This is a genomic window from Alteriqipengyuania halimionae (genome assembly GCF_009827575.1).
Lineage (GTDB): Bacteria > Pseudomonadota > Alphaproteobacteria > Sphingomonadales > Sphingomonadaceae > Alteriqipengyuania_A > Alteriqipengyuania_A halimionae.
Map to the genome: position 1 here is coordinate 2,047,258 of NZ_WTYR01000001.1, position 25,791 is coordinate 2,073,048.

Annotated in this window: 26 protein-coding genes; 12 read left to right on the forward strand and 14 right to left on the reverse strand. The window is 63.8% G+C overall.

Translation table 11 applies throughout. The annotated features are described in order from the left end of the window. Position 1: 1 nt before the first annotated feature. A complete protein-coding gene (locus GRI68_RS09915) occupies positions 2-628 on the reverse strand; it encodes a class I SAM-dependent methyltransferase (RefSeq protein WP_160617095.1) in 627 nt (208 codons plus the stop codon). Positions 629-719: 91 nt separating this feature from the next. On the opposite strand from GRI68_RS09915, the gene GRI68_RS09920 reads away from it, so the two are divergent. Beyond that, on the forward strand, positions 720-2,081 hold the full coding sequence (locus GRI68_RS09920; protein ID WP_234028771.1) for an MFS transporter: 1,362 nt from the start codon (positions 720-722) through the stop codon (positions 2,079-2,081). Positions 2,082-2,085: 4 nt separating this feature from the next. Here GRI68_RS09920 and arsC read toward each other — a convergent pair whose 3' ends face one another. Next, the gene (arsC, locus tag GRI68_RS09925) at positions 2,086-2,430 is read right to left on the reverse strand and encodes an arsenate reductase (glutaredoxin) (protein ID WP_160617096.1); all 345 of its coding nucleotides are present in this window, start codon (positions 2,428-2,430) and stop codon (positions 2,086-2,088) included. A gap of 145 nt (positions 2,431-2,575) precedes the next feature. On the opposite strand from arsC, the gene GRI68_RS09930 reads away from it, so the two are divergent. The 3 genes from GRI68_RS09930 to GRI68_RS09940 all read left to right on the forward strand — a co-directional run bounded on the left by GRI68_RS09930 (position 2,576) and on the right by GRI68_RS09940 (position 8,143). Beyond that, on the forward strand, positions 2,576-4,822 hold the full coding sequence (locus GRI68_RS09930; protein WP_160617097.1) for a TonB-dependent hemoglobin/transferrin/lactoferrin family receptor: 2,247 nt from the start codon (positions 2,576-2,578) through the stop codon (positions 4,820-4,822). A gap of 12 nt (positions 4,823-4,834) precedes the next feature. Further along, the gene (locus tag GRI68_RS09935; protein ID WP_160617098.1) at positions 4,835-5,869 is read left to right on the forward strand and encodes a DUF6607 family protein; all 1,035 of its coding nucleotides are present in this window, start codon (positions 4,835-4,837) and stop codon (positions 5,867-5,869) included. Between the two features lie 144 nt (positions 5,870-6,013). After that, positions 6,014-8,143, forward strand: coding sequence for a TonB-dependent receptor (locus tag GRI68_RS09940; RefSeq protein ID WP_160617099.1), 2,130 nt, complete (start codon positions 6,014-6,016; stop codon positions 8,141-8,143). A 69-nt stretch (positions 8,144-8,212) separates the two neighbouring features. Here GRI68_RS09940 and GRI68_RS09945 read toward each other — a convergent pair whose 3' ends face one another. After that, positions 8,213-8,761, reverse strand: a complete 549-nt coding sequence (locus GRI68_RS09945; RefSeq protein ID WP_160617100.1) for a (2Fe-2S)-binding protein — start codon at positions 8,759-8,761, stop codon at positions 8,213-8,215. A gap of 21 nt (positions 8,762-8,782) precedes the next feature. Beyond that, positions 8,783-9,541, reverse strand: coding sequence for a class II aldolase/adducin family protein (locus tag GRI68_RS09950; RefSeq protein WP_160617101.1), 759 nt, complete (start codon positions 9,539-9,541; stop codon positions 8,783-8,785). Positions 9,542-9,669: 128 nt separating this feature from the next. Here GRI68_RS09950 and GRI68_RS09955 point away from each other — a divergent pair, with 128 nt between their 5' ends. The 4 genes from GRI68_RS09955 to GRI68_RS09965 all read left to right on the forward strand — a co-directional run bounded on the left by GRI68_RS09955 (position 9,670) and on the right by GRI68_RS09965 (position 13,043). Continuing rightward, positions 9,670-10,551, forward strand: coding sequence for an LOG family protein (locus GRI68_RS09955; protein WP_160617102.1), 882 nt, complete (start codon positions 9,670-9,672; stop codon positions 10,549-10,551). A gap of 529 nt (positions 10,552-11,080) precedes the next feature. Next, the gene (locus GRI68_RS13890) at positions 11,081-11,215 is read left to right on the forward strand and encodes a hypothetical protein (protein ID WP_267902103.1); all 135 of its coding nucleotides are present in this window, start codon (positions 11,081-11,083) and stop codon (positions 11,213-11,215) included. A gap of 36 nt (positions 11,216-11,251) precedes the next feature. Next, positions 11,252-11,545 (forward strand): hypothetical protein, encoded by a 294-nt coding sequence (locus tag GRI68_RS09960; protein ID WP_160617103.1) that lies wholly within the window; start codon positions 11,252-11,254, stop codon positions 11,543-11,545. 334 nt (positions 11,546-11,879) lie between these two features. Beyond that, the gene (locus tag GRI68_RS09965) at positions 11,880-13,043 is read left to right on the forward strand and encodes a ribosomal protein uL16 3-hydroxylase (protein ID WP_160617104.1); all 1,164 of its coding nucleotides are present in this window, start codon (positions 11,880-11,882) and stop codon (positions 13,041-13,043) included. Positions 13,044-13,059: 16 nt separating this feature from the next. On the opposite strand, the gene GRI68_RS09970 is transcribed toward GRI68_RS09965, so the two are convergent. Next, positions 13,060-13,614: a pseudouridine synthase gene (locus tag GRI68_RS09970; RefSeq protein WP_160617105.1), complete on the reverse strand. Its 555-nt coding sequence runs from the start codon at positions 13,612-13,614 to the stop codon at positions 13,060-13,062. A 608-nt stretch (positions 13,615-14,222) separates the two neighbouring features. Here GRI68_RS09970 and GRI68_RS09975 point away from each other — a divergent pair. After that, complete coding sequence (locus tag GRI68_RS09975) at positions 14,223-14,687, forward strand: hypothetical protein (protein WP_160617106.1); 465 nt, start codon at positions 14,223-14,225, stop codon at positions 14,685-14,687. 38 nt (positions 14,688-14,725) lie between these two features. Here GRI68_RS09975 and thiD read toward each other — a convergent pair whose 3' ends face one another. Genes thiD through glmM form a run of 3 tightly spaced genes read right to left on the reverse strand, consistent with a single transcriptional unit; the run spans position 14,726 to position 17,090 of the window. Then, positions 14,726-15,526, reverse strand: a complete 801-nt coding sequence (gene thiD, locus GRI68_RS09980) for a bifunctional hydroxymethylpyrimidine kinase/phosphomethylpyrimidine kinase (RefSeq protein ID WP_160617107.1) — start codon at positions 15,524-15,526, stop codon at positions 14,726-14,728. Then, the gene (locus GRI68_RS09985) at positions 15,523-15,747 is read right to left on the reverse strand and encodes a DUF1272 domain-containing protein (protein ID WP_160617108.1); all 225 of its coding nucleotides are present in this window, start codon (positions 15,745-15,747) and stop codon (positions 15,523-15,525) included. Before GRI68_RS09985 ends, thiD begins: the two co-directional genes overlap by 4 nt. Further along, positions 15,747-17,090 carry a phosphoglucosamine mutase gene (glmM, locus tag GRI68_RS09990; RefSeq protein WP_160617109.1) on the reverse strand — a complete coding sequence of 448 codons (1,344 nt, stop codon included), beginning with the start codon at positions 17,088-17,090 and terminating at the stop codon, positions 15,747-15,749. Before glmM ends, GRI68_RS09985 begins: the two co-directional genes overlap by 1 nt. A 208-nt stretch (positions 17,091-17,298) precedes the next feature. Between glmM and GRI68_RS09995 the strand changes: the two genes are divergently transcribed. Next, positions 17,299-17,910 (forward strand): superoxide dismutase, encoded by a 612-nt coding sequence (locus GRI68_RS09995; protein ID WP_160617110.1) that lies wholly within the window; start codon positions 17,299-17,301, stop codon positions 17,908-17,910. 54 nt (positions 17,911-17,964) lie between these two features. Here GRI68_RS09995 and GRI68_RS10000 read toward each other — a convergent pair whose 3' ends face one another. From GRI68_RS10000 to GRI68_RS10010, 3 genes are all read right to left on the reverse strand, one after another. Further along, positions 17,965-19,167 carry an AI-2E family transporter gene (locus GRI68_RS10000; protein WP_160617111.1) on the reverse strand — a complete coding sequence of 401 codons (1,203 nt, stop codon included), beginning with the start codon at positions 19,165-19,167 and terminating at the stop codon, positions 17,965-17,967. A 90-nt stretch (positions 19,168-19,257) separates the two neighbouring features. Next, a complete protein-coding gene (locus tag GRI68_RS10005) occupies positions 19,258-19,860 on the reverse strand; it encodes a sigma-70 family RNA polymerase sigma factor (RefSeq protein WP_160617112.1) in 603 nt (200 codons plus the stop codon). Beyond that, a complete protein-coding gene (locus tag GRI68_RS10010; RefSeq protein WP_160617113.1) occupies positions 19,857-20,051 on the reverse strand; it encodes a NepR family anti-sigma factor in 195 nt (64 codons plus the stop codon). The genes GRI68_RS10005 and GRI68_RS10010 overlap by 4 nt, the downstream gene beginning before the upstream one ends. Before the next feature lie 309 nt (positions 20,052-20,360). On the opposite strand from GRI68_RS10010, the gene GRI68_RS10015 reads away from it, so the two are divergent. Next, a complete protein-coding gene (locus GRI68_RS10015) occupies positions 20,361-21,956 on the forward strand; it encodes a CHASE domain-containing protein (protein ID WP_234028772.1) in 1,596 nt (531 codons plus the stop codon). A 96-nt stretch (positions 21,957-22,052) separates the two neighbouring features. Here GRI68_RS10015 and GRI68_RS10020 read toward each other — a convergent pair whose 3' ends face one another. Beyond that, the gene (locus GRI68_RS10020) at positions 22,053-22,847 is read right to left on the reverse strand and encodes a response regulator (protein ID WP_160617115.1); all 795 of its coding nucleotides are present in this window, start codon (positions 22,845-22,847) and stop codon (positions 22,053-22,055) included. A 266-nt stretch (positions 22,848-23,113) separates the two neighbouring features. Between GRI68_RS10020 and GRI68_RS10025 the strand changes: the two genes are divergently transcribed. After that, on the forward strand, positions 23,114-23,806 hold the full coding sequence (locus tag GRI68_RS10025) for a Crp/Fnr family transcriptional regulator (RefSeq protein ID WP_160617116.1): 693 nt from the start codon (positions 23,114-23,116) through the stop codon (positions 23,804-23,806). Between the two features lie 290 nt (positions 23,807-24,096). Here GRI68_RS10025 and GRI68_RS10030 read toward each other — a convergent pair whose 3' ends face one another. Together GRI68_RS10030 and GRI68_RS10035 are read right to left on the reverse strand one after the other, a co-directional pair. Continuing rightward, positions 24,097-24,534 (reverse strand): response regulator, encoded by a 438-nt coding sequence (locus tag GRI68_RS10030; protein ID WP_160617117.1) that lies wholly within the window; start codon positions 24,532-24,534, stop codon positions 24,097-24,099. Positions 24,535-24,623: 89 nt separating this feature from the next. Beyond that, on the reverse strand, positions 24,624-25,778 hold the full coding sequence (locus GRI68_RS10035; RefSeq protein WP_160617118.1) for a GNAT family protein: 1,155 nt from the start codon (positions 25,776-25,778) through the stop codon (positions 24,624-24,626). Between the last annotated feature and the right edge of the window lie 13 nt (positions 25,779-25,791).

Here is a 25,791-nt window from a genome sequence, read left to right on the forward strand (position 1 = left end):
CCTAGCCCTTCCAGCCCCAGAACAGGCGGCAGGGCAGCACGTTGAGCGGTTCGAAACCGCTGTCGATCCGGTCGAAATGCGGCTCCATGAAGTCGCGCGCCGCGCTCGAGAACTGATATACCAGGAACGCGCCGCCCTTGCGGATCACGCGGCCGGTGGCGGCGGCGATGCGTTCGCCCACCCCATCGGGCAGGGTCGAGAACGGCAGGCCCGAAAGCACGTAATCGGCATGGTCGTGCCCGTGCGCCTTGACGATCGCCTCGACATCCTCGGCCGAGCCGAGCACCGCGTGGAAACGGCTGTCGGTGATCGTGCGCTTCAGGTAGTCGATATAGAGCGGGTTGGTGTCGATCACGATCAGCGTGCCATCGCGTTTCAGCCGGTCGAGCACCGGCTGGCAGAACGTGCCGACGCCCGGACCATATTCGACGAACAGGTCGCATTCGTTCCACTTCACGGGATCGAGCATCTTGTTCACGGTGAAGCGCGACGACGGAATGATCGAACCGACCATCACCGGCTCGCGCACGAATCCCTTGAAGAACACGCCCCACGCGCCGAGCGTGCGTTCCAGTTTGCGGCGCAGACCACCCATAGGCGCCTCGCGCGCGGCATCACGACCGGACATATAAACTCCCACATACCCCGTTGCGGGGGCTGATTGGCAGGTGCGCGCCAGCGTTGCAAGGTCGCGCTGCGCGGCCTAGCTCAGAAATCCCATGGCAGACCGCACCCCTTCCCCCGGCATCGACGCCTCGCACACCGCGATTCCGCGCGACCGGATGGCCCTGCTGTTCATGGTCATGCTCGTCACCGCGGCGGGCAATACGGCGATGCAATCGGTAATGCCGTCGATCGGCACCGCGCTGGGTGTCGAGGATGTGTGGATCAGCCTCGCCTATAGCTGGTCGGCGCTGTTGTGGGTCATGACCGCCCCCTATTGGGCCTCGCGCAGCGACCGGCGCGGACGCAAGGCGATGATGGCGCTGGGCCTGGGCGGGTTCATCGCCAGCTTCACGCTGTGCGGCCTCATCCTGTGGTTCGGCCTCAACGGATGGCTCGGCGCGACCGCGACGCTGCTGCTGTTCGCCGCGTTCCGCTCGTTCTACGGCGGTCTCGGTTCGGCTGCGCCGCCGGCGGTGCAGGCCTATGTCGCCAGCCGCACGCCCCGCGCCAACCGTACGCGCGTGCTGGCGCTGATCGCATCGAGCTTCGGCCTCGGCACCGTGATCGGCCCGGCGATCGCGCCGCTGCTGATCTTCCCGGTGGTCGGGCTGATCGGCCCGTTCATCGCCTCCGCGCTGATCGGCATTGCGGTGCTGGCGCTGCTGCGGCTCCGCCTGCCCAATGACGATCCCGCCTATGCTGCCAAAAGCCGGGTGGTGAGCGCGCCGTTCAGCGCCGGATCGAACCCGCGAATGGGCGAGGAAGACAACGAGTATGACGGCGTCGTCGCTGGCGTGGTGCCCGATCCCGATCCGCCCAAGCTCTCGTGGCGCGACCGGCGGCTGCGCCCGTGGCTGATCGCCGGCCTGATCGGCGGCCATGCGCAGGCGGCGATCCTGGGCCTGATCGGCTTTCTCATCCTCGACCGGTTGGGCCTGCGCGCCACGCCCGAGCTCGGTGCCGCACCGACAGGGCTCGTCCTCATGGCCGGGGCGTTTGCCACGCTGCTGGCGCAATGGGGCCTGATTCCCATGCTGACGCTCGGCCCGCGCGGATCGACGCTGTGGGGCATGGCGCTCGCGCTGGTCGGGGTACTCACCATCGCGGTGGCCGACGACCTGCACACGATCGCGCTCGGCTTCTCGGTCGCGTCGCTCGGCTTCGGCCTGTTCCGGCCCGGCTTTACGTCAGGAGCCTCGCTCGCCGTATCGCGCGCCGAGCAAGGCCAAGTCGCGGGCATCGTCGCCTCGCTCAGCGGCGCGGCCTATATCCTAGCACCGGCGCTCGGCGTGTGGCTCTACAACCACGATCCGGTGGTCGGCTTCGGCGTGATCGCCGGACTGTGCGTCGCGGTGCTGGTGCTCGGCTGGCGCGGAATTGGCTCGGACGAGGTGTTCGACGACGCCGACGACTGACCGGTCAGAGGATGTCCTCGACCTTTTCCTTCGGACGACACAGCCGCACGCCCTTCTCGGTTTCGACCAGCGGGCGTTCGATCAGGATCGGTTCCGCCACCATTGCGTCGAGCACCTCGTCGGCGCTGGCATCGGGCAGGCCGCGTTCCTCGGCATCGGTGCCGCGCAGGCGCAGGCCTTCATTGGGCGTGATCCCGGCATCGGCATAAAGCTGGGCGAGCTTTTCGCGGGTAGGCGGATTCTTGAGATACTCGACCACGGTCAGCTCGACATCATCGCGTTCCTCGAGGATCGCCTTGGTGTTGCGCGAAGTGCCGCATTTCGGATTGTGCCAGATCGTCGCCTTCATTTTCGCTCTCCATAAATGGGCTATCCCAACCGTGCCCGCGCCCTAGCCGGACGCCCGATCGACGCCAAGTGCGATTGGCGGGTTGCTTTTGCGACTCATTATCACTAGCCGATGGTTTATTGATAACGACTCGCAACAGGATGCCATGACCCTTCACCCACTCCGCACCGCTCTCTTGCTGACCTGCGCCTTGTCGCCTTCCGCGCTCATCGCTGCGGAGGATGCTCCGCCGCCGGAGGGTGCCGAATCCGATACGCAGATCGTGATCACCGCAACGCGCACCCCGGTCGAAGCCGAAGACGTTCCGGCGACCGTCACCGTGATCGATGCCGAACAGATCGCCGACGAGCTGGTGACCGACATCAAGGACCTGGTGCGCTACGAACCCGGCGTATCGGTACCGCGCCGCCCGGCCCGCTTCGGCGCCGCGCTCGGCACCACCGGGCGGGCCCGCAATGAGGATTTCGTGATTCGCGGGATCGGCGGCAATCGCGTGCTGATCCAAGTCGACGGCATCCGGACCCCGCAGGGCTTCACGTTCGGCGCACAGGAGGCGGGCCGCGGTGGATACACCGATGTCGGCCTGGTCAAGTCGGTCGAGATTCTACGCGGCCCCGCCTCTGCGCTTTACGGCAGCGACGGGCTGGCGGGCGCGATCAGCTTCACCACCAGCGATCCGGTCGACCTCGTCGATGCAGGCAACACGATCGGCGGCTTCGCCCGCGCGTCCTATTCGAGCGCCGACGAGGAGTTCGCCGAGACGGCGGCAGTGGCCGGCCTGTTCGGCGATGTCTCGGCCATGCTCGCCTATACGCGCCGCGATTTTGCAGAGCTCGAGAACAAGGGCACGGTCGGCGGCATCGGCGAAAGCCGCACATTGCCCAACCCGCAGGATGGCGAGTCGAACGCCGTGCTCGGCAAGCTGGTGTGGGAGGGCGGCGCGCACCGCCTCCGGCTGACCGGCGAGTATATCGAGAGCGAAGTCGATACCGATGTGTTGTCTGGCCAAGGGCCGCAATTCCTGTTCGGCCCCAGCCCGAGCTATACCGTCGACGACCTGACCGCCCACGACACGACCAAGCGTGGCAGGGTGTCGCTCGACTGGACCTATTCCGGCTCCGCGAGCGGCGAGGGCGTGATCGATTACGCCCATCTCGCCGCCTATTACCAGAGCGGCGAGGACGTCCAGTTCACCGACGAGGATCGCTCTCCCATAGGCGCCACACCGCGCCCCGATCGCGAGCGGCTCAACACGTTCGAGAACGAAGTCTTCGGCCTTGCCGCCGAAGCCCGCAGCGTGCTCGGCAGCGATGCGTTCCGCGCCACGCTGGCGCTGGGCGGAGACGTCAGTTTCACCCGCCAGGAAGGCCTGCGCGACGGGACCGAACCCCCGGCGGGCGAAGTCTATCCGACCCGGGCCTTCCCGGCGACCGACTTCATGCTGGGCGGCGTGTTCCTGGCCAGCGAATTCGCGCTGTTCGATGGAGCGCTGACGATCTTCCCGGCACTGCGGTTCGACTTCTACGATCTCGATCCGACCGACGATCCGCTGCTGCCGGGCTTTGCCGGCGCGGCGCAAAGCGACAGCCGCGTTTCGCCCAAGCTGGGTGTGACAGCACGCCTCGCCGAAGACGTCGTCGCGTTCGGCAATTACGCGCAGGGCTTCCGCGCGCCCACGCCGTTCCAGGTCAACAATTTCTTCGAGAACCTGGCCTATGGCTACACCTCGCTGCCCAATCCCGACCTGGGGCCCGAGCGGAGCGAAAGCTGGGAAGGCGGCGTGCGCTATGCGGGCGATACGCTCTCGCTCCAGGTGGTCGGGTTCGCCGCCGAATACGAGGATTTCATCAGCCAGCAGGTGGTCGGCGGATCGTTCACCCCGTCCGACCCGGCGCAATACCAATATGTGAACTACGATTCGGTCGAGATCAGCGGGGTCGAGGCCAAGGCCGGCCTGCGGTTCGACAACGGCGTCCACGGGCGCTTCGCGATCGCCTATGCCGATGGCGAAATCACCACGCCGGGCTCGGACCCGCGGCCGCTCGATTCGATCGATCCGCTGAACCTCGTCGCGGGGATCGGCTATGCCGCGCCCGGCGGAAGCTTCGGCGGCGAACTGATCGTCATCCACCACACCCGCAAGGATATCGAAGACACGATCGATGCCTGCAGCACCGAATGCTACCGGCCCGGTGCGTTCCTGGTCGTCGATGCGACGGCCTATCTCGCGATCACCGATGCGCTGAAGCTGCGCGCCGGGATCTTCAACATCACCGATGAAAAATACGCCTACTGGCAGGACGTTCGCGGCCTGTCGGCAACATCCAGCACGACCGACGCCTACACCCGGCCCGGTCGCAATGCGAGCGTCTCGCTCAGTTTCCGGTTCTAAGGGAGGACACCAATGAAACTCACGAAAAATCTCATCCGGTCGGCGCTGCTTGCCACCGCGCTGGTCGGCACGCCGGCCATGGCCGACGGTCCGATCAAGGATCGCGGCGAAGCGGTCGAGCAAGCGCATTTCCAGCGCGACCGCGAAACCATCCTCGCCATGGCGGGCGACTACAAGGTGCGCTTCGACATGCAGGAATCGACCCCGTGGATGGACGGCTACGAACCGCTCGATCGCAAGATTTCGGGCGGCTATGAATCTGTCCGCGTGATCGAGGATACCGGAACCAGGATCGTTCTCCAGCACCTGCTCGTGGTCGGCGACGAGGGCGAGGAATTCGTCATCAAGCATTGGCGGCAGGACTGGGAATACGAACCGGAAAAGATCCTCACCTATACCGGGCCCGACACATGGGAATGGGTCGAAATGCCCGAGCGGCTGCGCAACGGGCGCTGGTCGCAAACCGTCTATCAGGTCGATGACAGCCCCCGCTATGCCGGATGGGGCGAATGGCAGGACAGCCAGGGCATTCGCCGCTGGCGCTCCAACTGGACCACGCGGCCGCTCGCCCGCCGCGATGCGGTGCGCGATCCGGTCTACGATCGCTATGAAGGGATCAACCGCCATCAGCTGACCCCCACCGGCTGGATCCACTGGCAGGACAACACCAAGATGATGCCCGATGCCAATGCCGAAGACGGGCTGGCCCCGGTGGTGCAGGAATACGTTCTCAACACCTACACCCGCTTCGATGGCTACAACACCGGCGCCGCCGATGCCTATTGGGCGGCGACCAGGGATTACTGGAAAGCCGTGCGCGGCATGTGGGACGAGGTCGCCGCGGCCAATGGCGGCATCACCATTGCCGAGGAAGCGCAGACCGGCACCGTCATCAGCGGGCGCCTGCTGACCATGGGCAACGCGATCCAGGCGGGCGAGATGAGCGAGGCCGACGCGATCGCCGAAGCACGCACACTCATCACCGAAGCCACCGCGCCCGGCGTTGCGGCCGCGGCGAAGGTCGCGGGCGCGAACGGAGACTATTGAGACCGAGGCGGGCGGCGATCGGGGCGGCCACGTGGTTGTGCCGATCGTCGCCCGCAAGGGCTTGTACATGATAATCGCTCGCAATAGAGCGCGGCGAACGATTCGCGATCGGGCGGATCGATATCATTGGAATGGCTCTCTAAAATGTACCTTCGCGCCGCCGCCTCGACGCTCGCCCTTACCGCCATGCTCGCGTCCGGAGCCGCTCATGCGCGCGATGCCGAGCCGTCAGCCGACGCGCCCGCAGCCCAATCGGGCAGCGATCCCGACTACGCACCGGGCAACCTCACCATCCTCGGCAAGCGCGATACCTATGCCGAGGATGACGGATCGACCGCGACCAAGACGCCGACTCCGCTGATCGACGTGCCGCAGACGGTCAATGTGCTGACCGAAGACCTGCTGAACGATCTGAATGCGACCCGGCTCGACCAGGCGCTTCGCTTCGTGCCGGGCATCAGTCTCGAAACCGGCGAAGGCCACCGCGACGAAGTCTTCATCCGCGGACAGGAAACCAGCGCCGACTTCTATCTCGACGGGTTGCGCGACGATGCGCAATATTACCGTCCGCTCTACAATATCGAGCGCGTCGAAGTGCTGAAGGGTCCTAACGCGCTGATCTTCGGCCGCGGCGGCGGCGGCGGCGTGGTCAACCGCGTCAGCAAGGTCGCCAATCGCGGCGATGCGTTCACCCGGCTCGAAGGATCGGTCGACAGCTTCGGCGCCTTCCATGGCGCGGTCGATGCCAATTTGCCGTTCGGCGCCGATAGCGGCGCGCGGGTCAATGCGATCTACCAGGAGTTCGACAGCCATCGCCAGTTCTACGGCGGCCGCTTCATCGGCATCGCGCCGACCGCAACCATCGGCCTAGGAACCGGAGCCGCGCTGACGCTGAATTACAGCTATGACGACGATGAGCGGCTGACCGATCGCGGCGTCCCCTCGCTCGGCGGCCGCCCGATCGAAGGCTATGACGAGACGCTGTTCGGAAGCCGCGAGTTCAACCATGCCGAAGTGCAGGCCCACAATGCCCGCGCCCGGCTCGATCTGGAACTGTCGCCCGCGCTGACCGCCAATGCCTCGCTCAAATTCGCCGACTTCGACAAGGTCTACGCCAATGTCGTGCCCTCCTCCGCCACCGCCACCACGGTGACGCTGGGCGGCTATCAGGACCAGACCGAGCGCCGCAACTGGATCGGCCAGGGCAATCTCGTCTACGATATCGCGGGTGAAGGCTACGAGCTGATGCTGCTCGGCGGCGTCGAGGCCGCCTGGCAGGACACCCGCAACGGCCGCAACGGGATTGAATTCGCCAGCGCCACCGGCCCGGTTTCCCGCGTGACCATACCGCTGGCGCAGACGCTGGCCATCCCCGCCGTGTCGACCACTCCGCTGACCCGCAACCGGCAATCTGATCTGTCGACCCAGTCGGCCTATGCCCAGGCCCAGCTCGATATCGGGAGCGCTTTCGAAGTGATCGCGGGCCTGCGTTACGATCGCTTCGACCTCGAAACCACCGATCTGATCGGCGGCGGTACGATCGCGCGCGAGGACGAGATGGTCAGCCCGCGCGCAGGCGTGGTCTATCACCCGGCAGAGGGCGTCTCGCTCTATGCCAGCTACGCGCAGAGCTTCCTCCCGCAATCGGGCGACCAGTTCTACGCGCTGTCGACCACCACCGCCGCGCTCGAGCCGGAGAAGTTCGAAAATATCGAAGTGGGCGCGAAATGGGCACCTGCGGCAGACCTGTTCGTGACCGCCGCCGTGTTCCAGCTCGATCGCTCGAACACCCGCGCCGCCGATCCTGCCGATCCGGCCGTCACCGTGCCGACCGGTGCGAGCCGGGTGCGCGGCGTCGAGCTGTCGGTGGCGGGCGAGCTGGCCGACCGGCTGCAGGTCAATCTCGGCTATACCTATCTCGATGGCGAGATCACCAGCGACAGCGATTTCGCCGCTGCCGGGACGCGCCTCCAGCAATTGCCCGAGCATCACGTCGCGGCCTGGGCGCGCTACGATCTGACCGACAATTTTGGCTTCGGTGCCGGGTTGATCGCCCAATCCGACCAGTATGCGAGCTTCAGCAATGCCGTGACGCTGCCCGGCTATGCCCGCGTCGACCTCGCGGTGTTCTGGAACCCGACCGAGCGTTTGTCGCTGCAGGCCAATGTCGAGAACCTGTTCGACGAGACCTATTACGCCTCGGCCCATGGCGACAACAACATCCAGCCCGCGCGCCCGCTCAATGCCAGCGTGACCGCGCGGATCCGGTTCTAGGTCCCCAGAGAATTCGTTGAAGCGAGCCCCAAAGGCGCGGTGACAGCCCCGCCTTGCGATAATGAAGAGCTAGGCCTCCTCGCCCGGCGCGATCTCGAAACCAGGCGCAGGCGCGGTGTCCGGCGTGGCTTCGGCTGGCGCAGGACGGGCTTCGACCCGGGGAATGCGCTGGCCGCTGGCGCGCAGGATAGCGCGCTTGATACGCGGATAGGTACCGCACCGGCAAATATTGGGGATCGCCTCGGCGATCTGCTCTTCGCTCGGCCGCGGGCTGCGTGCGAGCAAGCCGACGATCGCCATCACCACACCCGGGGTGCAGAAGCCGCACTGGATCGCGCCTTCATCGACCAGCGCCTGCTGGACCGGATGGAGCCCGCCGCGCGACAGGCCCTCGATCGTCTGCACGAAGCGCCCCTCGGCCTCTCCCAGTGTGACGAGGCACGACCTGAGCGCGGTGCCGTCGATCAGCACCATGCAGGATCCGCAATCCCCGTTACCGCAGCCATACTTGGTGCCGGTGAGGTTCGCCTCGTCGCGCAGCGCCCACAGCAGCGGGGTCTCGGGATCCATGTCGATCCCGAGCGGGCGGTCGTTGATGGTGAGCGGAACGGCGGCCATTCGGGTCGGTCGGAGCCGGGCCTAGTCGCGGTAGCCGGGGTCGATCCGGTCCATCTTGCGCATCCACGCGCCAAAATCGAACACGCCGCCGCCACTATCGCCCTGCATCACCTGCATATCGCGCTGGTGCACGTCGACGACGTCCTGCGAGACATGCAGCGGCTGGCCCATGGAGAGCGTCGCGACCTGGATTTCGCAGGCCCGCTGGAGCGCCCACATCGTCTGGAACATCTGCGGGATCGTCTTGCCGATCACCACCGGGCCATGGTTGCGCAGCATCAGGATGCGCTTGTCGCCGAGATTGGCGAGCAGCCGATCGCCTTCCTCGGGCCGGATCGTGACGCCTTCGAAATCGTGATAGCCGATCTGGCCGATGAAGCTGCAGGCATAGAAATTGGTGGGCTGCAGCCCGTCTTCCATACTGCACACCGCCATAGTGGCGGTGGTGTGGACGTGGCAGATCGCGTGCGCATCCTCGATATTGCGATGGAAATGCGCATGCTGGGTGAAGCCCGCACGATTGACCGGATAATTGCCCGACAGCGTGTTGCCCTCGACATCGATCTTCACGAGGTTCGAGGCCGTCACCTCGTCATACAGCAGTCCGAACGGATTGATCAGGAACGCTCCATCCTCTCCCGGCACCTTCACCGAGATGTGGTTGTAGATCGATTCCGACCAACCGAGATGCTCGAAAATCCGATAGCAGGCGGCAAGCTGGACGCGCGCCTCCCATTCCTCGGGGCTGCAATTGTCCTGCGCTTTAGCTGCGGTTGCCATGATCCTCTCTCCTTTGGTGCAAGCCTAGAACGTGGCGCGCCGCGCCTCAAGCGCGCGCATGTCGTTTGGCCGCGCGCAAGAGACGTTGCCGCTTGTCGCCGGGCGCGCGCCTGCCTAGGGCGAAGGGCATGACAGACGAAGAAAAGAAACAGTCCGAACTTTCGAACGACAAGTTCTACCATGCTTCGCAGGAAGCCGAATTCGCCGACAAGGCCGTGCCGGGCACACCGCAGACGCGGCACCCGGCCTATCGCCTTGCCTTCCGCGACACCGACTTCCTGCTGCGCGAGGAATTGCGCCCGGTCCGCTTCCAGCTCGAGCTGCTGAAGCCCGAAATGCTGCTCGACGAAGCCGGTGTCGGATCGACGCTGGTGATGTACGGCTCCGCCCGCATTCCCCCGCCCGAAGCCGCCGAAGAAGCGCTCGAAAGTGCGAAGGACCTGCCCGAGGACGAGCGCCGCGTGGTCGAGAACCTCGTCGCCAAGAGCAAGTATTACACCGAGGCCTACAAGCTCGCCAAGATGGTCAGCGAAAAGGCGATCATCGAGGATGGCAAGCGCCAGTTCGTCATCACCAGCGGCGGCGGCCCGTCGATCATGGAAGCCGCCAATCGCGGCGCCAGCGAGGCGGGGGCGGAGAGCATCGGGCTCAACATCATCCTGCCGCACGAGCAGGCGCCCAACCCGTATGTGACGCCCTATCTGTCGCTCAATTTCCACTATTTCGCACTGCGCAAGATGCACTTCCTACTGCGCGCGAAGGCGGTCGCGGTGTTCCCGGGCGGCTTCGGCACGTTCGACGAATTCTTCGAACTTCTCACCCTGATCCAGACCGGCAAGATGAAGCCGATGCCGATCCTGCTGTTCGGCGAACACTTCTGGAACCGCGTGGTGAACTTCGAAGCGCTGGCCGATGAAGGTACGATCTCGAAAAAGGACCTCGACCTCATCACCTGGTGCGAAACCGCCGACGAAGCGTGGGCGGCGATTTCCGAGTTCTACGAGATATAAATTCGTCATTGCGAGCGTAGCGAAGCAATCCATCTACCGGCGCCGAATAATGCAATGCCGGTTGATGGATTGCCGCGTCGCCTCCGGCTCCTCGCAATGACGAGGTAAGGTATCAGCGACTGCTGCAGGGATAATCCTAGCGTGGCTTCGTCTTCGGCTGATTCCGCTTCAACTCGGTTACGATTGTCATACTCACTTGCGACGCATGTAACTCTAAATCAGAGTCAGATGATGAGCGATGAAGTGAAGCCCATCACGCCCTGCTGTTTTTGCGGCTAGCTCGACTATTCGGGAGTCGATCCGACAAGCATGACCGTTGGAACACGTAACGAAGTCACCAAGACATGGTGGTGCCACATCGCGTGTTTTGAGGCTCACTTGCCCGGATTGCCTGCGCCATGGAACGTATACGATTACGAGGAAGACACTGGACAGCCGTTCATTCGGCAATGATCTAAATTGCTCGCGATAGCCGTCACCTCCTCAAAACAACTTTCCTACACACTCCCGCCGAGCTTACCTTCGGCACATGGCAAAAACCCCTGCTCATCGTGTCCGGCGCAAGCCGCCGCGGTTCCGGCCCGCACCGGTGCGCCATCGTAGCAATGGGCGGTGCGAGGTGCGGCAATGCGCGTTCCTCGCCGAGCTCTATCTGACCGAATAGGTGACGGCTGCCGCGCAGCGGGTGGGGATGTCGCGGATGAGCGCCTATCGGCTGCGGCGGCGCGAGGGGGCGCAGATTTTCGCGCATGCATGGGACCGCATCGTTGTCGTGCCCGGCTTGGGCAAACGCGCTGGGCCTAGGACCGACTGGCGGAAGGTTACGGATCCTGCGGTTATCGAGCGGGTCGAGGCCGGGTTCGTGCAGCCGCTGTTCTATGCCGGAAAGCTGACCGCGATCCGCCGGAAACCCTACAATTCTGCACTTTTTCGGGTCCTCCACCACTGCGACGCGATCGCGGGAGCGGACGATAACCGGGCGGCGCAAGCATGACGCGCGAGTTTTGCAAAACCCACCGGTCGGTGGTCCACCTGCGCTTCTCGAAGCGGCGCCGCCGCCGCCCATTTCGGGGCGAGCAAGCCGCGATCACTCATCCGTATCAGAAGCTGACAGAGCGAGGCGGACTTCAGCCCGGTCAGCGTCATCAACTCATTTCCGTGAATTCCTTCAGGAGCCCGCTCGTACACTGCGGCAACGACGTCGCGGATCGTCACCGAGGGGCTGCTTTTCGCGTGGAAAGCGCGCATAAGGTGGCGCGCCCCGCCGCTTTCGGCGGGATCATCCTGGTCGCACAACCGTCGGGATGCGATTTTCCACGTGAGCAATTATGCAATTTCGAGATTTCGACATCGACGGTTTCCTGCGCGATTACTGGCAGCGCAAGCCATTGCTCATCCGCAATCCGTGGGACCATTGGCGCAACCCGCTCGAAGGGGATGAGCTGGCCGGCCTCGCTTGCGAAGAAGGTATCGAAGCGCGCCTGATCCGGCAGGAAAACGTCGCGCCGCAGGGCGGCTGGAATGTCGAACATGGCCCGTTGCCTGAATCGCGTTTCGACCAGCTCGAAAACCAGTGGTGGACGCTGCTCGTGCAGGCGGTCGATCACCACGTGCCCGAGGTCGCCGCGCTCATCACCCCGTTTCGTTTCATCCCCAATTGGCGGATCGACGATGTGATGGTGAGCTACGCCAGCGACGGTGGCGGCGTGGGCCCTCATTTCGATCAGTATGACGTGTTTCTGATCCAGGGGGCGGGAAAGCGCCGCTGGCAGATTGGCCCGATGTGCGACTCCAGCACCGAACTGCTCCCGCATGACGATTTGCGCTTGCTCGCCCATTTCGAGGCAAGCGAGGAATGGGTGCTGGAGCCTGGCGACATTCTCTATGTGCCGCCGGGTATTGCCCATAATGGCGTGGCGGTGGGCGACGACTGCATGACTTACTCGATCGGCTTTCGCGCGCCTTCGAGCAGCGAACTGATCGCGCATTATTGCGACGATGTGCTCGCCAATCTGCGGGACGATTCCCGGTACCGCGATCCGGGGCTGGAGCGGCAAGCCAACGAAGGCGAGATTCCCGAGGCCGCGCTCAAGCGGCTGAATGCGATGATCGCCGAAAAGATGCTAGATCCCGCCGCTTTTGCCGATTGGTTCGGCCGCTACACCACGACGCCCAAATATCCCGATATCGACTGGCAACCGGACGAGCCTACCCCGCTCGAAGCATTGCGCTCCGCGATTGCCGAAGGATTGCCGCTGATCCGCAATCCGGCCAGCCGCTTTTCCTTCGTCCGGCGCGGCCCCAGTTCGGTGTCGCTGTTCGTCGATGGGCAGAGCTTCGAATGTTCGGACGAGGTAGCCTCTTTCGCCGAACTGCTCTGCGCCAACGAACGCTTCACACTCGACCGCGAGCTGGTAGCTTCGCAGCCTGTACTCGAACTGCTCCAGGCGCTTTTCGACCAGGGCAGTCTGGCTTTCGAAAGCGAAGACTAGCGCGTCGGGCCCGTCGTCAGGGTACGCTGATCTCGCGCCACTCACCCAGCGACAATCCGTCGACCGACCAGTCCCCGATCGACCAGCGCACCAGCCTGAGGGTGGGGTGGTCCACCGCTGCGGTCATCCTGCGCACCTGGCGGTTCCTGCCTTCGCGGATGGTGAGCTTGAGCCAGCAATCGGGCACCGACTTGCGGTAGCGCACCGGTGGATCGCGCGGCCAGAGGTCGGGATCTTCGATCCGTTCGACTTCCGCCGGCCGGGTCATGCCATCCTTCAGGCGCACGCCCTTGCGCAGCTGGTCGAGACTGTCTTCAGCCACATCGCCCTCGACCTGCACCAGATAGGTCTTGGGCATCTTGAATCTGGGTTCGGCGATCCGCGCCTGCAGCCGCCCGTCATCGGTCAGCAGCAGCAAGCCCTCGCTATCGCGATCGAGCCGCCCGGCCGGATACACATCGGGAATGGCAATGAAGTCCGACAGGGTCGGCCGCTTCGACCCTTGCGTGCCGCGGTCGGTAAACTGGCACAGCACGCCATGGGGTTTGTTGAACAGGATCAAACGCGACATCGGACCTCTCACCAAGGCCTTTGCCACGCGAGCGCGCGCCTGACCAGTTCCGTGCGATCTCGATTTCGATCTTCAGGCGTGATCGCATCAACTGGTGCGAAATGGCTGACGAGGCGTGGCAAGCGGTTCGGGCGTGTCGCGAGATTAACGGATAAGGCCATGTCCGCTTTCGACCCCATTGCGGACACTGGAATTGACCGGCATTGGTCTTCCCATGCGAGCGAAAGTTCCTCCACCCTTTGAGCAGTGGTTCGACCGCCTGAAGGTCGGTACAAACTAGAGTTTCGTCCTTTGGATGACTGGGACGGCCAAATCCAAACCACCATTCATGGGCATCAAATGCTCTGGGACGTTCTGAACGTTGAAATCGATACGGATGCAGGCTTAGTTTTAGGGGCATGACAAACGGAAGTGAGGTCCTCTGGGGCGACGTTTTCTGGTTTGAACTGCGCTTGGACGATGAGCCAAGAACTATCCGCCTTTGGGGCGATAGGGTCACTTGGCGACAGGACATTGCTGCACCGAACTAGGTCCGCTTTCCACCCTACGAGCAGCCATCTCTCCAAAACCACTTTCCTACACGCCTGCGCCGGACGTAGCTTCGGCGCATGCCTAAAGCCCCCGCCCATCGAGTGCGTCGCAAGCCGCCGTTCTTTCGCCCCGTTCCGCTGCGGCATCGCCGCGACGGGTGGAGCGAGTTGCGGCAATGTGCGTTCCTGGCGGAGCTGTATTGCACAGGGTCGGTGACCGTCGCAGCGCGGCGCGTCGGCGTGTCGCGGATGGGCGCCTATCGGCTGCGGCGTCGCGCAGGGGCGGAGAGTTTCGCCTTCGCCTGGGATTATATCTTCGTACCGCCCGGCAGGGGGAAAATCGCGCGCCCCGGAACCGATTGGCGGAAGGTTACAAATCCTACGCTGGTCGAGCGGGTTGAAACCGGCTGGGTGCAGCCGGTGATCTATGCCGGGCGCTTCACCGCGATCCGCCGGAAACCCGACAATTCCGCGCTTTTGCGGGTCCTCCGCCGCTACGATGCGATCGTGGCGTCGGTCCGGGCGGAAGCAGCGAAAGCGTGATGGCGGAGTTTTGCAAAACCCCCCGGTCGGTGGTCCACCTAGTCGTCCAGTCGGCGCACCGCCTGCTGACCCAGCGGGCCGTGTCCGGCGCCGAAACCGGGCGCAGCCGCGATCGCCTTGCGCACGAATTTTCGGGCAAGCTGGACGGAATGCTCCAGCGGTTGGCCATGCCCCAGCAGCGTGGCGATCGCAGACGACAGCGTGCAGCCTGTGCCGTGGGTGTGGCGAGTGTCGATCCTGTGATCCTGGAAACTGGCCGCCCGTTCCTCGGTCACGAGGATGTCCTTGATCTGCTCGCCTTCGCCGTGGCCGCCCTTCGCCAGCACCGCGCAGCCATGGCGGTCGAGCAGAAGTTCGGCGGCCTCCGCGATCTCGACCGAGGTGCCGATCGGCATTTCGGTCAGCGCGGCCAGCTCGGGCAGGTTGGGCGTGACCAGTGTGGCGACCTCCATCAGCCGGGCGAACTGGGCGATCGTCGCCTCGTCCGCCAGCGCCGAGCCGCTGGTTGCGACCATGACGGGATCGAACACGATCGGGGCATCGATCTCGGCGAGCGCATCGGCGACGACCCCGGCGATCTCCGCGCCGCCCAGCATGCCGATCTTCACCGCATCGACGCCGATATCCTCGACGCAGGCCGCGATCTGTTCACGCACGAAACCGGGCGAGGCCGGCTCGACGGCGCGGACGCCTTGGGTGTTCTGCGCGGTCAGTGCGGTGATCGCCGTCATCGCATAGCCGTTCAGCATGGTGACGGTCTTGATATCGGCCTGGATACCCGCGCCGCCCGAACTGTCGGACCCGGCGATGATCAGAATGCGCGGAGGCGCGTCGCTCATGCCTGGTGCTTTCGTTCGGTGCTGGCCGGATACCGTTCGAGCAGGTCGGGCGCACGGGTGGGCCGGTCGAGCAGTTCGCCGCCGCAATTGGGGCATTGCTCGTCGAGCTCGTCGGCGCACGAAGCGCAGAAGGTGCATTCGAAGCTGCAGATGAACCCGCCGCCCAGATGCGCGGGCAGGTCCGCCCCGCAGCGTTCGCAATCGGGCCGCATGGCGAGCATCAGCCCGCCGCCTTTTCCACCGCGCCGCAGATCGTGTCGACCACATCCTCGACCAGCGTGTCGTCGTCACCTTCGGCCATCACGCGGATCACCGGCTCGGTGCCCGATGCGCGGATCACCACGCGGCCGTTCTCGCCCAGACGCTCCTCGCCCGCCGAGATCGCCGACTGGACGGCGTCGGCCTCGAGCGGCTTGCTGCCCGATGCGTAGCGAACGTTCTTGAGCAATTGCGGGACCGGATCGAACTGATGCAGCAATTCGCTCGCCGGTTTGCCCGATCGCACCAGCGCGGCCAGCACTTGGAGGGCGGCGACGGTGCCATCGCCGGTGGTGGCGTGATCGAGCAGGATCATATGGCCCGACTGTTCACCGCCCACATTGTAGCCGCGCGCCTTCATCGTCTCGAGCACGTGGCGATCGCCGACCTTGGTCCGCACGAGGTCCAGCCCCTTGCCGGCGAGAGAGCGCTCGAGCCCGAGATTGGACATGATGGTCGCGACCACACCGCCGCCGCGCAAGCGCCCGTCCGCAGCCCACTCGCTGCCGATCAGCGCCATGATCTGATCGCCGTCGACCACCTTGCCGTTCTCGTCGACCACGATCAGACGGTCGGCATCACCATCGAGCGCGATGCCGATATCGGCCCCGCTCGCAACGGTTGCCGACTGGATCGTTGCAAGGTGGGTCGAGCCGACATTGAGGTTGATATTGGTGCCGTTCGGGCTCGTCCCGATGGTGACGACTTCCGCGCCCAGCTCCCAGAAGGCCGAGGGCGCGACATGATAGGCCGCGCCATTGGCGCAATCGACCGCGATCTTGAGCCCGTCGAGGCGGATCGCGCTCGACAGCGAGCCCTTCACCGCGTGGATATAGCGTCCACGGGCATCGTCGATCCGCCGTGCGCGTCCGACATTGGCCGCGTCGGCAAGCTGGCATCCCTTGGCCAGCAACGCCTCGATCGCGGCCTCGTCCTCATCCGAAAGCTTGAACCCGTCTGGGCCGAACAGCTTGATGCCGTTATCCTCATAGGGGTTGTGACTGGCCGAGATCATCACCCCGAGATCGGCGCGCATCTCGCGCGTGAGCATCGCGATCGCGGGCGTCGGCAAAGGCCCGGTCATCACCACGTCCATGCCCACGCTGGTGAAACCGGCGACCATCGCGCTTTCCATCATGTAGCCCGACAGGCGCGTATCCTTGCCGATCACCACCCGGTGCTTGTGGCCGCCGCGCAGGAAATGGCAGCCCGCCGCCTGGCCTACGCGCATCGCCATATCCGCCGTCATCTTGTCGGCGTTGACGCGACCGCGAATGCCGTCGGTCCCGAAATATTGTCGTGTCATATCCGGCCTTTGCCTGTCTCTATCCTTGGCTGCGCAAACCCGCATGCCGCGTCCCATGCGCGGTTTTGCCATGGATGTCACCCGTCTGGTGGATTCATCTTGCAACCCTCGCGCGCTTCATGCGTTGGGGACATGAGTGGCGAGCGCGATCGCGCCCGTCGCAAACGGAATATCCCGCGATCAACACCAGTAAAGAGACGGAGATCTCATGGCTTTCGACCTTATCCCCCTTCCCTTCGCCGACGACGCGCTCGCCCCCGCCATCTCGGCCGAAACCTTTTCCTATCACCATGGCAAGCACCACAAGGCTTATGTCGACAAGACCAACGCCGCGATCGAAGGCACCGATCACGCCGACAAGTCGCTGATCGAGATCGTCGCCGCAGCGCGTGGCAGCGACCAGGGGCTGTTCAACAACTCGGCCCAGGCCTGGAACCACGGCTTCTACTGGCACTCGCTGACGCCCGAGAGCAGCGATCCTACCGGCGATCTCGCCACCAAGATCGATGAAGCCTTCGGTTCGCTCGATGCGCTCAAGAAGAAGCTCAAGGAAAAGGGCGCCGGCCATTTCGCCAGCGGCTGGGTCTGGCTGGTCGAAAAGGGCGGCAAGCTCGAAGTGGTCGACAGCCACGATGCCGACACAGTGGCCGATCAGGGCGGCAACCCGCTGCTCGTTATCGATCTGTGGGAGCACGCCTATTATCTCGACCACCAGAACGCGCGCCCGAGCTACCTCGACGCGGTGGTCGACAACCACCTCAACTGGGAATTCGCGGCCGGCAATTTGACCCGCGGCGAAACCTGGCCCTACCCCGGCTGATCACCCAACCGAACTTCAAGCGGCGCGTCGTCCCACCGGACGGCGCGCCGTTTTCTATGCGGGATCGACGCGCTCGGCCGCTTGCGGAAACAGCGTCTCGCCGAAAGCGAAGCCCAGCAGGTTGGGCTTGCCGATATGCTGGAACAAGGCCTTGAGCGTGATGACGATCGGCACCGACAGCAGCGCGCCGACCACGCCCCAGATCCAGGCGAAATAGCTGATCGCGATCAGGATCACGACCGGGTTGATCGTGAAGCGCACGCCAAGCACCGAGGGTGTCACCACATTGGCCTCGATCGTGTGCAGGCCGATATAGGCAAAAGCCGGGATCAGCGCGACCGCGACATTGCCGTCGCTCGACAGGCCATAAAGCGTCAGGAACACCGTCATCGCCATCGGCCCGAGATAGGGCAGGAAATTGAGCAGCCCGGCGAGCCCGCCCCACATCAGCGGGGCCGTCATGCCGAAACTCCAGGCGCCGATCGACACGATCACTCCAATGACGAAATTGATCGTAGCGACAGTCGCGAAATACTGGGCCACCCGATCCTGCACGTCGCGCAGCACGCGCGCCGCCTTGAGGCTGGCGCCGTAATCGGTGCGGCCCAGCAGCAATTGCCGCCGCCAGCGCCCGCGCGCCTCGATCATGAAAAACGCCATCAGGAAGGTGACGAGCGTCTCGACCAGCACGCTAGGCGTGGCGAGCGCGAGTTGCTGGATCAGCGATGGCGACGCGACCACCACTTCGCGATCGTTGGGGCTGCCGAGCACGCGTTCCATTTGTGCCGCGGCATCGGCGATCCAGGCGAAAGCGCCACGCAATTGCATGATGCGCTCGCCGATCCGCGCGAGGAAAGCGGGCAATTGGTCGATCAGGTCGAGCGCGGGTTGCAGCACGGTCAGCAGCGCGGCGACAAGGAGCGCAAGAAACAGCGTGATCGAGAGGAGCGAGGACAGCACGTTGGGCACACCCCACTCGCCGAACTTGTCGGCCAGCGGGGAAAGGATGATCGTCAGGATTAAGGCCGTCGTGATCGGCAGGAACACCACCGAGCCGATCGACAGCACGAATGGCAGGGCGAGAAACAGCCCGACGCCCAGCATCACGACCAGCGTCGAGATCAGGCGCAATTCCTGTTCGGCGAGTAGGCGGCGTGTGGGTGAAGGCGCAGGGTTCGTCGGAGACGCGGACGCGGGTTGCTGGCCCGAGGGTGTGCCCTCTTCTCTGCTCCCCGGTTTCACCGTCTCTCCGGCCATCTGGCGATCGCCTCCGTGTTACGCCCAACGCCACCAATGCGCGGCGCGGGTTCCGCTTGCAAGCCGGAACCTTAACCGCGGTCCAATAGCCTAGTTGCGGCCGGTTACGCCGTCGCCGGCGGCGACATCGTCAAGCTCTTCGAGGATCGCGCGGTGTGCGCCGGCATCATCGATCGATCGATTGGGAATATCGCCATCGGCGAGCATCGAATTGAGCGCGGCGCGGGCACGGCCCACACGGCTTTTGATCGTGCCGATCGCGCATCCGCAGATTTCAGCCGCTTCCTCGTAGGAAAAGCCACCTGCGCCCACCAGCAACAGCGCCTCGCGCCGTTCGGGCGGCAGGGTCAGCAGCGCGCGATGCATGTCCGAAAGGTGCAGCGGGTCTTCCTGTCCGGCCGGGGCGGTCAGAATACGTTCGGCGACTTTGTCGTCGTAATCGCCGCGAAAACGATTGCGCCGCATGTCGGTGAGATAAGCATTGCGCAGGATCACGAAGGTCCACGCCCGCATCGATGTGCCCGGCTCGAACCGTTCCTGGGCCGCCCAGGCTTTCATCAGCGCTTCCTGCACGAGATCGTCGGCCATGTCGGGCCGTCCGCAAAGGCCGCGTGCAAACGCACGCAGATGCGGGATGACTTCGGTCAGTTCGCGTTTGAAGTCCGCGGCGTCTTGTGCGGTACGCTCGCTCATTTCTTGGGTTCGTCCAACCTAGCGAGCAGATCATGGAAGCTGGAGGGCAATGGTTCCTCGACCACGTCGTCGTAAAGATCGCGCAGACCGCGCGCCCACTCGGGCCCGCTTTGCTCATCGCGCGCCTTTTTGTCGTCGCCCGCTTTATCGTCGTGCGACTTGCCTGAAGGCTTGGTATCCTTGGATGCCATATCCGGCGTGGTCCGTCCTGTTCCCTTGGCGCTAGTGCGCGCCTATCCCAATTCACTCGCCAGCGCGGCGCTTTTCTTGGCGCCTAACTGGTGACTTGAGGAACGAAAAGCAAGCTTCGCGGTTCCCGAACCACACGTTAACTGTGCGCCAAACGGAGGCGCGTCGGCTATTCGGGATACAAGAAACAACAATCGATGGCGGCGAGCAATCCTTTCATAAAGCCTGGGCGACGCGCCGCGAGATGGTATGTGCGCTTTCCGCGCGCGGCCCCAATCGGGATTTTTCTCGTCATTCTGGCTGTATCGCTGATGTCGGTTTTCGCGATCGAGAAAAGCGAAAAGGAGCGCGATCGCGCGCAACTCGAGCAGACCGCAGAGGCGCTCGGCGCGGCGCTCGAAGCGCAATCGCTCACCGCTGTCGCCTACCTGCGGGCAGGCGCCGCCTATGTCGGCGCCGAAGACGAGCTCGAGGCGCAGGGGTTCGAAGAATTCTTCACCGAGATGCGCGAAGATGCGCGCTATCGCGGCGTCGTGGGTATCGGCTGGGCACCGCGGGTGGCAATCAACGATATCGAGGCGTTTCAGGATGCCGTGCGCGATGGTGGGCGCTCCGATTTCATGGTCGAGCGTCCGCGCGACGACGCCGACGGCTATATCGTGCCGGTGCGCTTCATCAATCCGCCCACGCTCTCCAACCGCAATCTCGTCGGTTACGACATTTCTTCCGACGCCCAGATCTCCGCGGCGCTCGAAAGTGCAGAGAAAACCGGCCGCACGACCGCCAGCGGCCCGATCAATCTCGGCAACACTCCCGATGGGGACGCGCGCCCCGGCTTCATGCTGGTGATGCCGGTCTATGATAGCGAGTTCGGCTACCGCCAGCTGACCGGCTATGTGTTCAGCCCGTTCGAGGCACGCGGCTTCCTTGAAGATGCGCTGGAAAGCGAAGCGCTTGACGGGGTATCGGTCGAACTGAGTGACGAAAGCGGTCCGCAGCCGGAGTTGCTGGCGCGCGCCGGCGCGGTCGACATGGAAGCCGATCTCGAGATCACCAGCGAAACGCTGTTCGTGGCAGCGCGAGAATGGCGTCTGCACATTTCGACTCCCGCGACGCGGGCTCTGTCCAACCTCTCGCTAGCGACGCTGCTATTCGGGCTGCTGGCATCGATCCTGATCGTTGCGATCGCGCGCCTCCTGACGGCGCAGGCGACCGAAGACAGCGAAGCATTGACCTGGCTCGAAGAGCAGAACGCGATTCGCGACACGCTCACCCGCGAATTGAACCACCGGGTCAAGAATACCCTGGCCAATGTGCTGTCGATCATTTCCCTCACCCGCCGCCGGGCCGAAGACATCGACGAATTTGCCGAGAGCCTCGGCGGACGGATCCGCGCGCTTTCGGCGACCCATGATTTGCTGACCCAATCCGACTGGGGAACCACCCCCGTCGGCGCGGTGATCGCCGCCGAGATCGCGCCCTACCGACAGGAAAAGGGCGGACAGCTGAGGCTCGACGGCCCCGAAGTCGAACTCGCGCCCAACGATGCACTCTCGCTCGGTCTTGCAGTCCATGAATTGGCGACCAATGCGTCCAAATACGGTTCGCTCAGCGTCCCCGATGGAGAGCTGGACGTTACGTGGGAGCTGGTTGCAAAGAATCTGGTCCGGGTACACTGGCGCGAATGCGGCGGCCCTGCCGTCCCGCAGGACGAAGCCCGCGCGCGCGGGTTCGGCACCCAGCTAATAAGCAAGATCGTCGCACATGAATTGCGCAACCCTGTCGATTTGCGGTTCGAGCCAGAGGGTGTCGAATGTACGCTTACCGTGCCGGTCCGCACACCGGCCGAGTTCGGACTGCGCGCCCCGCGCACTCCCGCAGCGCCGCCTGCTGCCGAAGGCAAGTAACTCCAGCGCGACCCATGCAATAGAAAGGGTCGGTACACCGCAGTGCACCGACCCTTTTCCAATTTCCAATCTCCGTGAGGCGTTTTCGCTTGGCGCTTAGTCGTCGTCGTTGTCGTTGAAGAACAGCGCCTGGCTGATCGCCGCGCGCACGGTCGATTCCTTGAACGGCTTGGTCACCAGATAGGTCGGCTCGGGCCGGTCGCCGGTGAGCAGGCGCTCGGGATAGGCGGTAATGAAGATCACCGGAACATCGCCCAGCGCGAGGATATCGTCGACCGCGTCGAGACCCGAACTGCCATCGGCCAGCTGGATATCGGCCAGAACGAGGCCGGGACGCTTTTCGGCGACGACTTCCTGTGCCTGGGTGCGCGTCGCGGCGGTGCCGCAAACATCGTGACCGAGGTTCTTCACCAGATCTTCGAGCTGCATCGAGATCAGCGGCTCGTCTTCGATGATGAGCACGCTGGTCGCGCTTTCGCGATCGATTTCGTCGATCGCTTCCTGCACCAGTCGGCGGACATCGGCTTCGTCCATGTCCATGATCTCGGCCGCTTCCTCGTCGGAGAAATCCTCCAGCGTGGTGAGCAGCAGGGCCTGTCGGCTAACCGGCGTGGCCGCAGCTAGGCTCGATTGAACCGCGCCTTCGCGGGTATCCGCATCCGACGCGCTTTCATCGCGATCGTCGATATAGGCGCTCGCCCAAACCTTGTTGAATGCGCGATAAAGCGGCACCCGGCCCCCCTGCAGCGAATCCCGCAAATCGTCGTCCGACAGCGCCGCTTCGAGCGTCGCGCGAACGAACGCATCGCCGGTCGCTTGCGATCCGGTCAGTGCGCGGGCGTAGCGGCGCAGGTACGGCAGGTGGGCGGCAATTTCTTCGCCAATCGTCATATTCGTATAGTCCCTTCCCGGGCATGTGTTGTCCGCCCGTTGAACGCGCCTCGCGCACGGGCGTTCCCGCCGCGTAGCGATTAGCGCACTTTGTGGAAAGCCCTTGCGCCAACGCGGAAATCCGGAGCCATTTTTCCTTGACGGATCAATAGCGGTTGGCTTCGGTCGTTGCAAAGCAGGGGGAAGCTAACAGCGTGCATACGATCAAGTCCGACCGATCGCGTTGGGTCCCCTGCAATGCGTGTCCGCTCGAAACATGCGAGGGATTGCGCCCCCATGATCCGGATCGCGTCGCCATCCTGCAGGAATTCAAGGAAGGCGAGCTCCAGCTCAGCCGCAATGCCGCCCTCCTCAACCAGGGTGCGCCAAGCCCCCATATCTACACCGTGCTCGATGGTGTTCTGCTGCGGCAGGTGAAGCTGGAGGATGGCAGTCGCCAGATCGTCAATTTCATGTTCCCCGGCGACCTCGTCGGTCTCCAGGCGGCAATCGACCAGAATATGGAGCATTCGGTCGAGGCGCTGACCGATGCTACCCTCTGCGTGTTCCAGCGTGACAAGTTCAGCGATCTGATCGCCCGGCAGCCGCATTTCGCCTACGACGTGATCTGGCTTGCAGCAAAAGAAGAATCCGCGCTCGAAAGCCATCTCGTGGCGTTGGGCAAACGCAACGCGCATGAACGCGTCGCCTATCTTGCGGTCTATCTCGTCCAGCGCGGCATCCAGACAGGCCTCGCGCAAGACAATGGAGAAGCGCGGCTGTCGATCCCGATCACGCAAAGGCAGATCGCCGATATGCTCGGCCTGTCGTTGGTCCACACCAACCGCACCATGCAGGCGCTGCGACAATCGAACCTGCTGCACTGGGACAGCGACACGATCATCATCGAGGATATGGATGCCGCCTGCGACTACGCCAAGTTCGACGGACTAAACGGGGCGCCTCGCCCCTACCTGTAAGCGCTTGACTAAAGGCACTTAATTCATTTTTCCGCGAAAATTCGGGCCCGCCGGGAACCCCTCTCGCGTTCGCTCATTATCCTCATGTCACCGCCGAGACCCCCCTCCCGTCCAAGCGGCTGGTGATACGATCCCGAAAGGCCTCCATTCCAAGAGAATGGAGGCCTTTTTTTCCGTCCTGCGGTCTTTCCCGAACTCTAGATCAGACAACGCCGGTATTGGCGCGCCAATCAGCACAGCGTGCTGCTCAAGCTTCGATAATGCATTTGAGTGACCTGTGCGGTCGATTTCTAACGCCGCGCGATAATATCGCGCAGGCGCGAGAGGACGCCGCCCGAATTGCGCTGCCGCTCGATCTCGTCGACCAAGGCGTGCGGCTCATAGGGTTTTTCCAACACGATGCCGAGTTCTGCGACTTCATCGGGGATCGCATCGGGCGCGCCGGTCGCGAAAATGAAAGCGGGCGGGCGCGGCCCGAGTTCGCAGACCAGTTCGGCCACGGTCCATCCATCGCTGCGATCGGCCAGATGGACATCGAGAACGATCGCGTCGAACGAGGCCTCGTCGAGCGCCTCGAGCGCTTGCTGGGTGGTCTGGCAGATCATGACCTGCTTGGCACCGCGATCCTTGAGCACCGCTTCGAGGTTCAAAGCGAGCACGGGATCATCCTCCACCACCAGGATCGAACCCAGTCGTGCAGTTTTTCCCGAAGCAGCAGGCTTTCCCATGAGCAGCGCGAATCCCGAACCTTCAGCGGCCCCATACCGCTTTGTTTCCGAACGCCGGGTCGCGCGGCTTCGTTCCCGCAACGAAGCTGCTAAAGTGCCTTGTCGTAGATCACGTATTCGCGATTTACCCGGCTCTCGATCGCTTCGGCGATCGCGATCATCCCCTTGTTGTCCTCGAGGATCCAGCCAATCTCACCGCGAGTGGCTCCGTATTCGCTGACCGATGCGCGGCGGATATATTCGATCATCATGAAAGCGAGCTGGCTCGCCATCCGCGAGCTCTGCAGCTTCTTGAGCACGCCCATCAGCGGCACCCGCATCGTCTTGACCCGAGGCTTGCGAAGCCAGCGCAACATCTTGAGCCAACCGAAGGGAAGCAGCGATCCGTCGAGGCCGCCGATCACTTCATTGGCATCGGGCAGGGTCATCATGAACGCCACCGGCTCGCCTTCGAGCTCAGCGATCATGATCAGATCCGCGAACACCAGTGGTTTCAGCTTCTTGCCGGTGTAGGCAATCTCCTTCTCGGTGAAGGGCACGAATCCCCAATTGTCCGACCAGGCATCGTTGAGGATGTGCATGATGATCCGCGCGTCACGCTCGAACTGCGACTTGTCGACCTTGCGGATCACGATCTTTTCGTTGCGCTCGCCACTGGCGATGATGCGCTGGAGCAAGAGCGGGAATTTCTGTGTGATGTCGAGCTCATAGGTCAGCAGCGACTTCGCGCGACCATACCCGAGCGCTTCGATCCAGCCTTGGTAACGCACATCGTCATGCCCCATCATTACCGTCGGGGGATGGTCGTTCCCCTTGACCAGCAGGCCTGGCTCTTCCCACACCGACATCGAGATCGGGGCGAGAATGCGCGTCATGCCCTGCTCGCGAAGCCACTCCTCCGCACGCGTGATGAGAGCTGCGCCGACCGTCTCGTCGACCGCTTCGAACAGCCCCCAATTGCCGGTACCCGGCCCCATGCCCTGCTCCGGAGGCTGCCCCAGCGCCAACTCGTCGATATGCGCCGATATCCTGCCGACCACTTCGCCGCCCCGGCGTGCGAGGAACAATTGCACCCGCGCATGCTCGAAAAACGGGTTCTTGCCCGGCGTCAGCAACTCGACCATCTCGCTGCGCAACGGCGCGATCCAGTTCGGGTCAGATGCATTCAGCCGATAGGCACAATCGATAAATGCGGAGAGCTCGCGCTTGCCCGAAACCGCTTCGATCCTTATCTGGTCGCTCATTCGAGCCCTCTCG

Bases quoted from the DNA above. Each gene is read 5' to 3' on its own strand.
- GRI68_RS09915 (WP_160617095.1), bottom strand. From the start codon at position 628: ATGTCCGGTCGTGATGCCGCGCGCGAGGCGCCTATGGGTGGTCTGCGC.
- GRI68_RS09920 (WP_234028771.1), top strand. From the start codon at position 720: ATGGCAGACCGCACCCCTTCCCCCGGCATCGACGCCTCGCACACCGCG.
- arsC (WP_160617096.1), bottom strand. From the start codon at position 2,430: ATGAAGGCGACGATCTGGCACAATCCGAAATGCGGCACTTCGCGCAAC.
- GRI68_RS09930 (WP_160617097.1), top strand. From the start codon at position 2,576: ATGACCCTTCACCCACTCCGCACCGCTCTCTTGCTGACCTGCGCCTTG.
- GRI68_RS09935 (WP_160617098.1), top strand. From the start codon at position 4,835: ATGAAACTCACGAAAAATCTCATCCGGTCGGCGCTGCTTGCCACCGCG.
- GRI68_RS09940 (WP_160617099.1), top strand. From the start codon at position 6,014: ATGTACCTTCGCGCCGCCGCCTCGACGCTCGCCCTTACCGCCATGCTC.
- GRI68_RS09945 (WP_160617100.1), bottom strand. From the start codon at position 8,761: ATGGCCGCCGTTCCGCTCACCATCAACGACCGCCCGCTCGGGATCGAC.
- GRI68_RS09950 (WP_160617101.1), bottom strand. From the start codon at position 9,541: ATGGCAACCGCAGCTAAAGCGCAGGACAATTGCAGCCCCGAGGAATGG.
- GRI68_RS09955 (WP_160617102.1), top strand. From the start codon at position 9,670: ATGACAGACGAAGAAAAGAAACAGTCCGAACTTTCGAACGACAAGTTC.
- GRI68_RS13890 (WP_267902103.1), top strand. From the start codon at position 11,081: ATGGCAAAAACCCCTGCTCATCGTGTCCGGCGCAAGCCGCCGCGGTTC.
- GRI68_RS09960 (WP_160617103.1), top strand. From the start codon at position 11,252: ATGAGCGCCTATCGGCTGCGGCGGCGCGAGGGGGCGCAGATTTTCGCG.
- GRI68_RS09965 (WP_160617104.1), top strand. From the start codon at position 11,880: ATGCAATTTCGAGATTTCGACATCGACGGTTTCCTGCGCGATTACTGG.
- GRI68_RS09970 (WP_160617105.1), bottom strand. From the start codon at position 13,614: ATGTCGCGTTTGATCCTGTTCAACAAACCCCATGGCGTGCTGTGCCAG.
- GRI68_RS09975 (WP_160617106.1), top strand. From the start codon at position 14,223: ATGCCTAAAGCCCCCGCCCATCGAGTGCGTCGCAAGCCGCCGTTCTTT.
- thiD (WP_160617107.1), bottom strand. From the start codon at position 15,526: ATGAGCGACGCGCCTCCGCGCATTCTGATCATCGCCGGGTCCGACAGT.
- GRI68_RS09985 (WP_160617108.1), bottom strand. From the start codon at position 15,747: ATGCTCGCCATGCGGCCCGATTGCGAACGCTGCGGGGCGGACCTGCCC.
- glmM (WP_160617109.1), bottom strand. From the start codon at position 17,090: ATGACACGACAATATTTCGGGACCGACGGCATTCGCGGTCGCGTCAAC.
- GRI68_RS09995 (WP_160617110.1), top strand. From the start codon at position 17,299: ATGGCTTTCGACCTTATCCCCCTTCCCTTCGCCGACGACGCGCTCGCC.
- GRI68_RS10000 (WP_160617111.1), bottom strand. From the start codon at position 19,167: ATGGCCGGAGAGACGGTGAAACCGGGGAGCAGAGAAGAGGGCACACCC.
- GRI68_RS10005 (WP_160617112.1), bottom strand. From the start codon at position 19,860: ATGAGCGAGCGTACCGCACAAGACGCCGCGGACTTCAAACGCGAACTG.
- GRI68_RS10010 (WP_160617113.1), bottom strand. From the start codon at position 20,051: ATGGCATCCAAGGATACCAAGCCTTCAGGCAAGTCGCACGACGATAAA.
- GRI68_RS10015 (WP_234028772.1), top strand. From the start codon at position 20,361: ATGTCGGTTTTCGCGATCGAGAAAAGCGAAAAGGAGCGCGATCGCGCG.
- GRI68_RS10020 (WP_160617115.1), bottom strand. From the start codon at position 22,847: ATGACGATTGGCGAAGAAATTGCCGCCCACCTGCCGTACCTGCGCCGC.
- GRI68_RS10030 (WP_160617117.1), bottom strand. From the start codon at position 24,534: ATGGGAAAGCCTGCTGCTTCGGGAAAAACTGCACGACTGGGTTCGATC.
- GRI68_RS10035 (WP_160617118.1), bottom strand. From the start codon at position 25,778: ATGAGCGACCAGATAAGGATCGAAGCGGTTTCGGGCAAGCGCGAGCTC.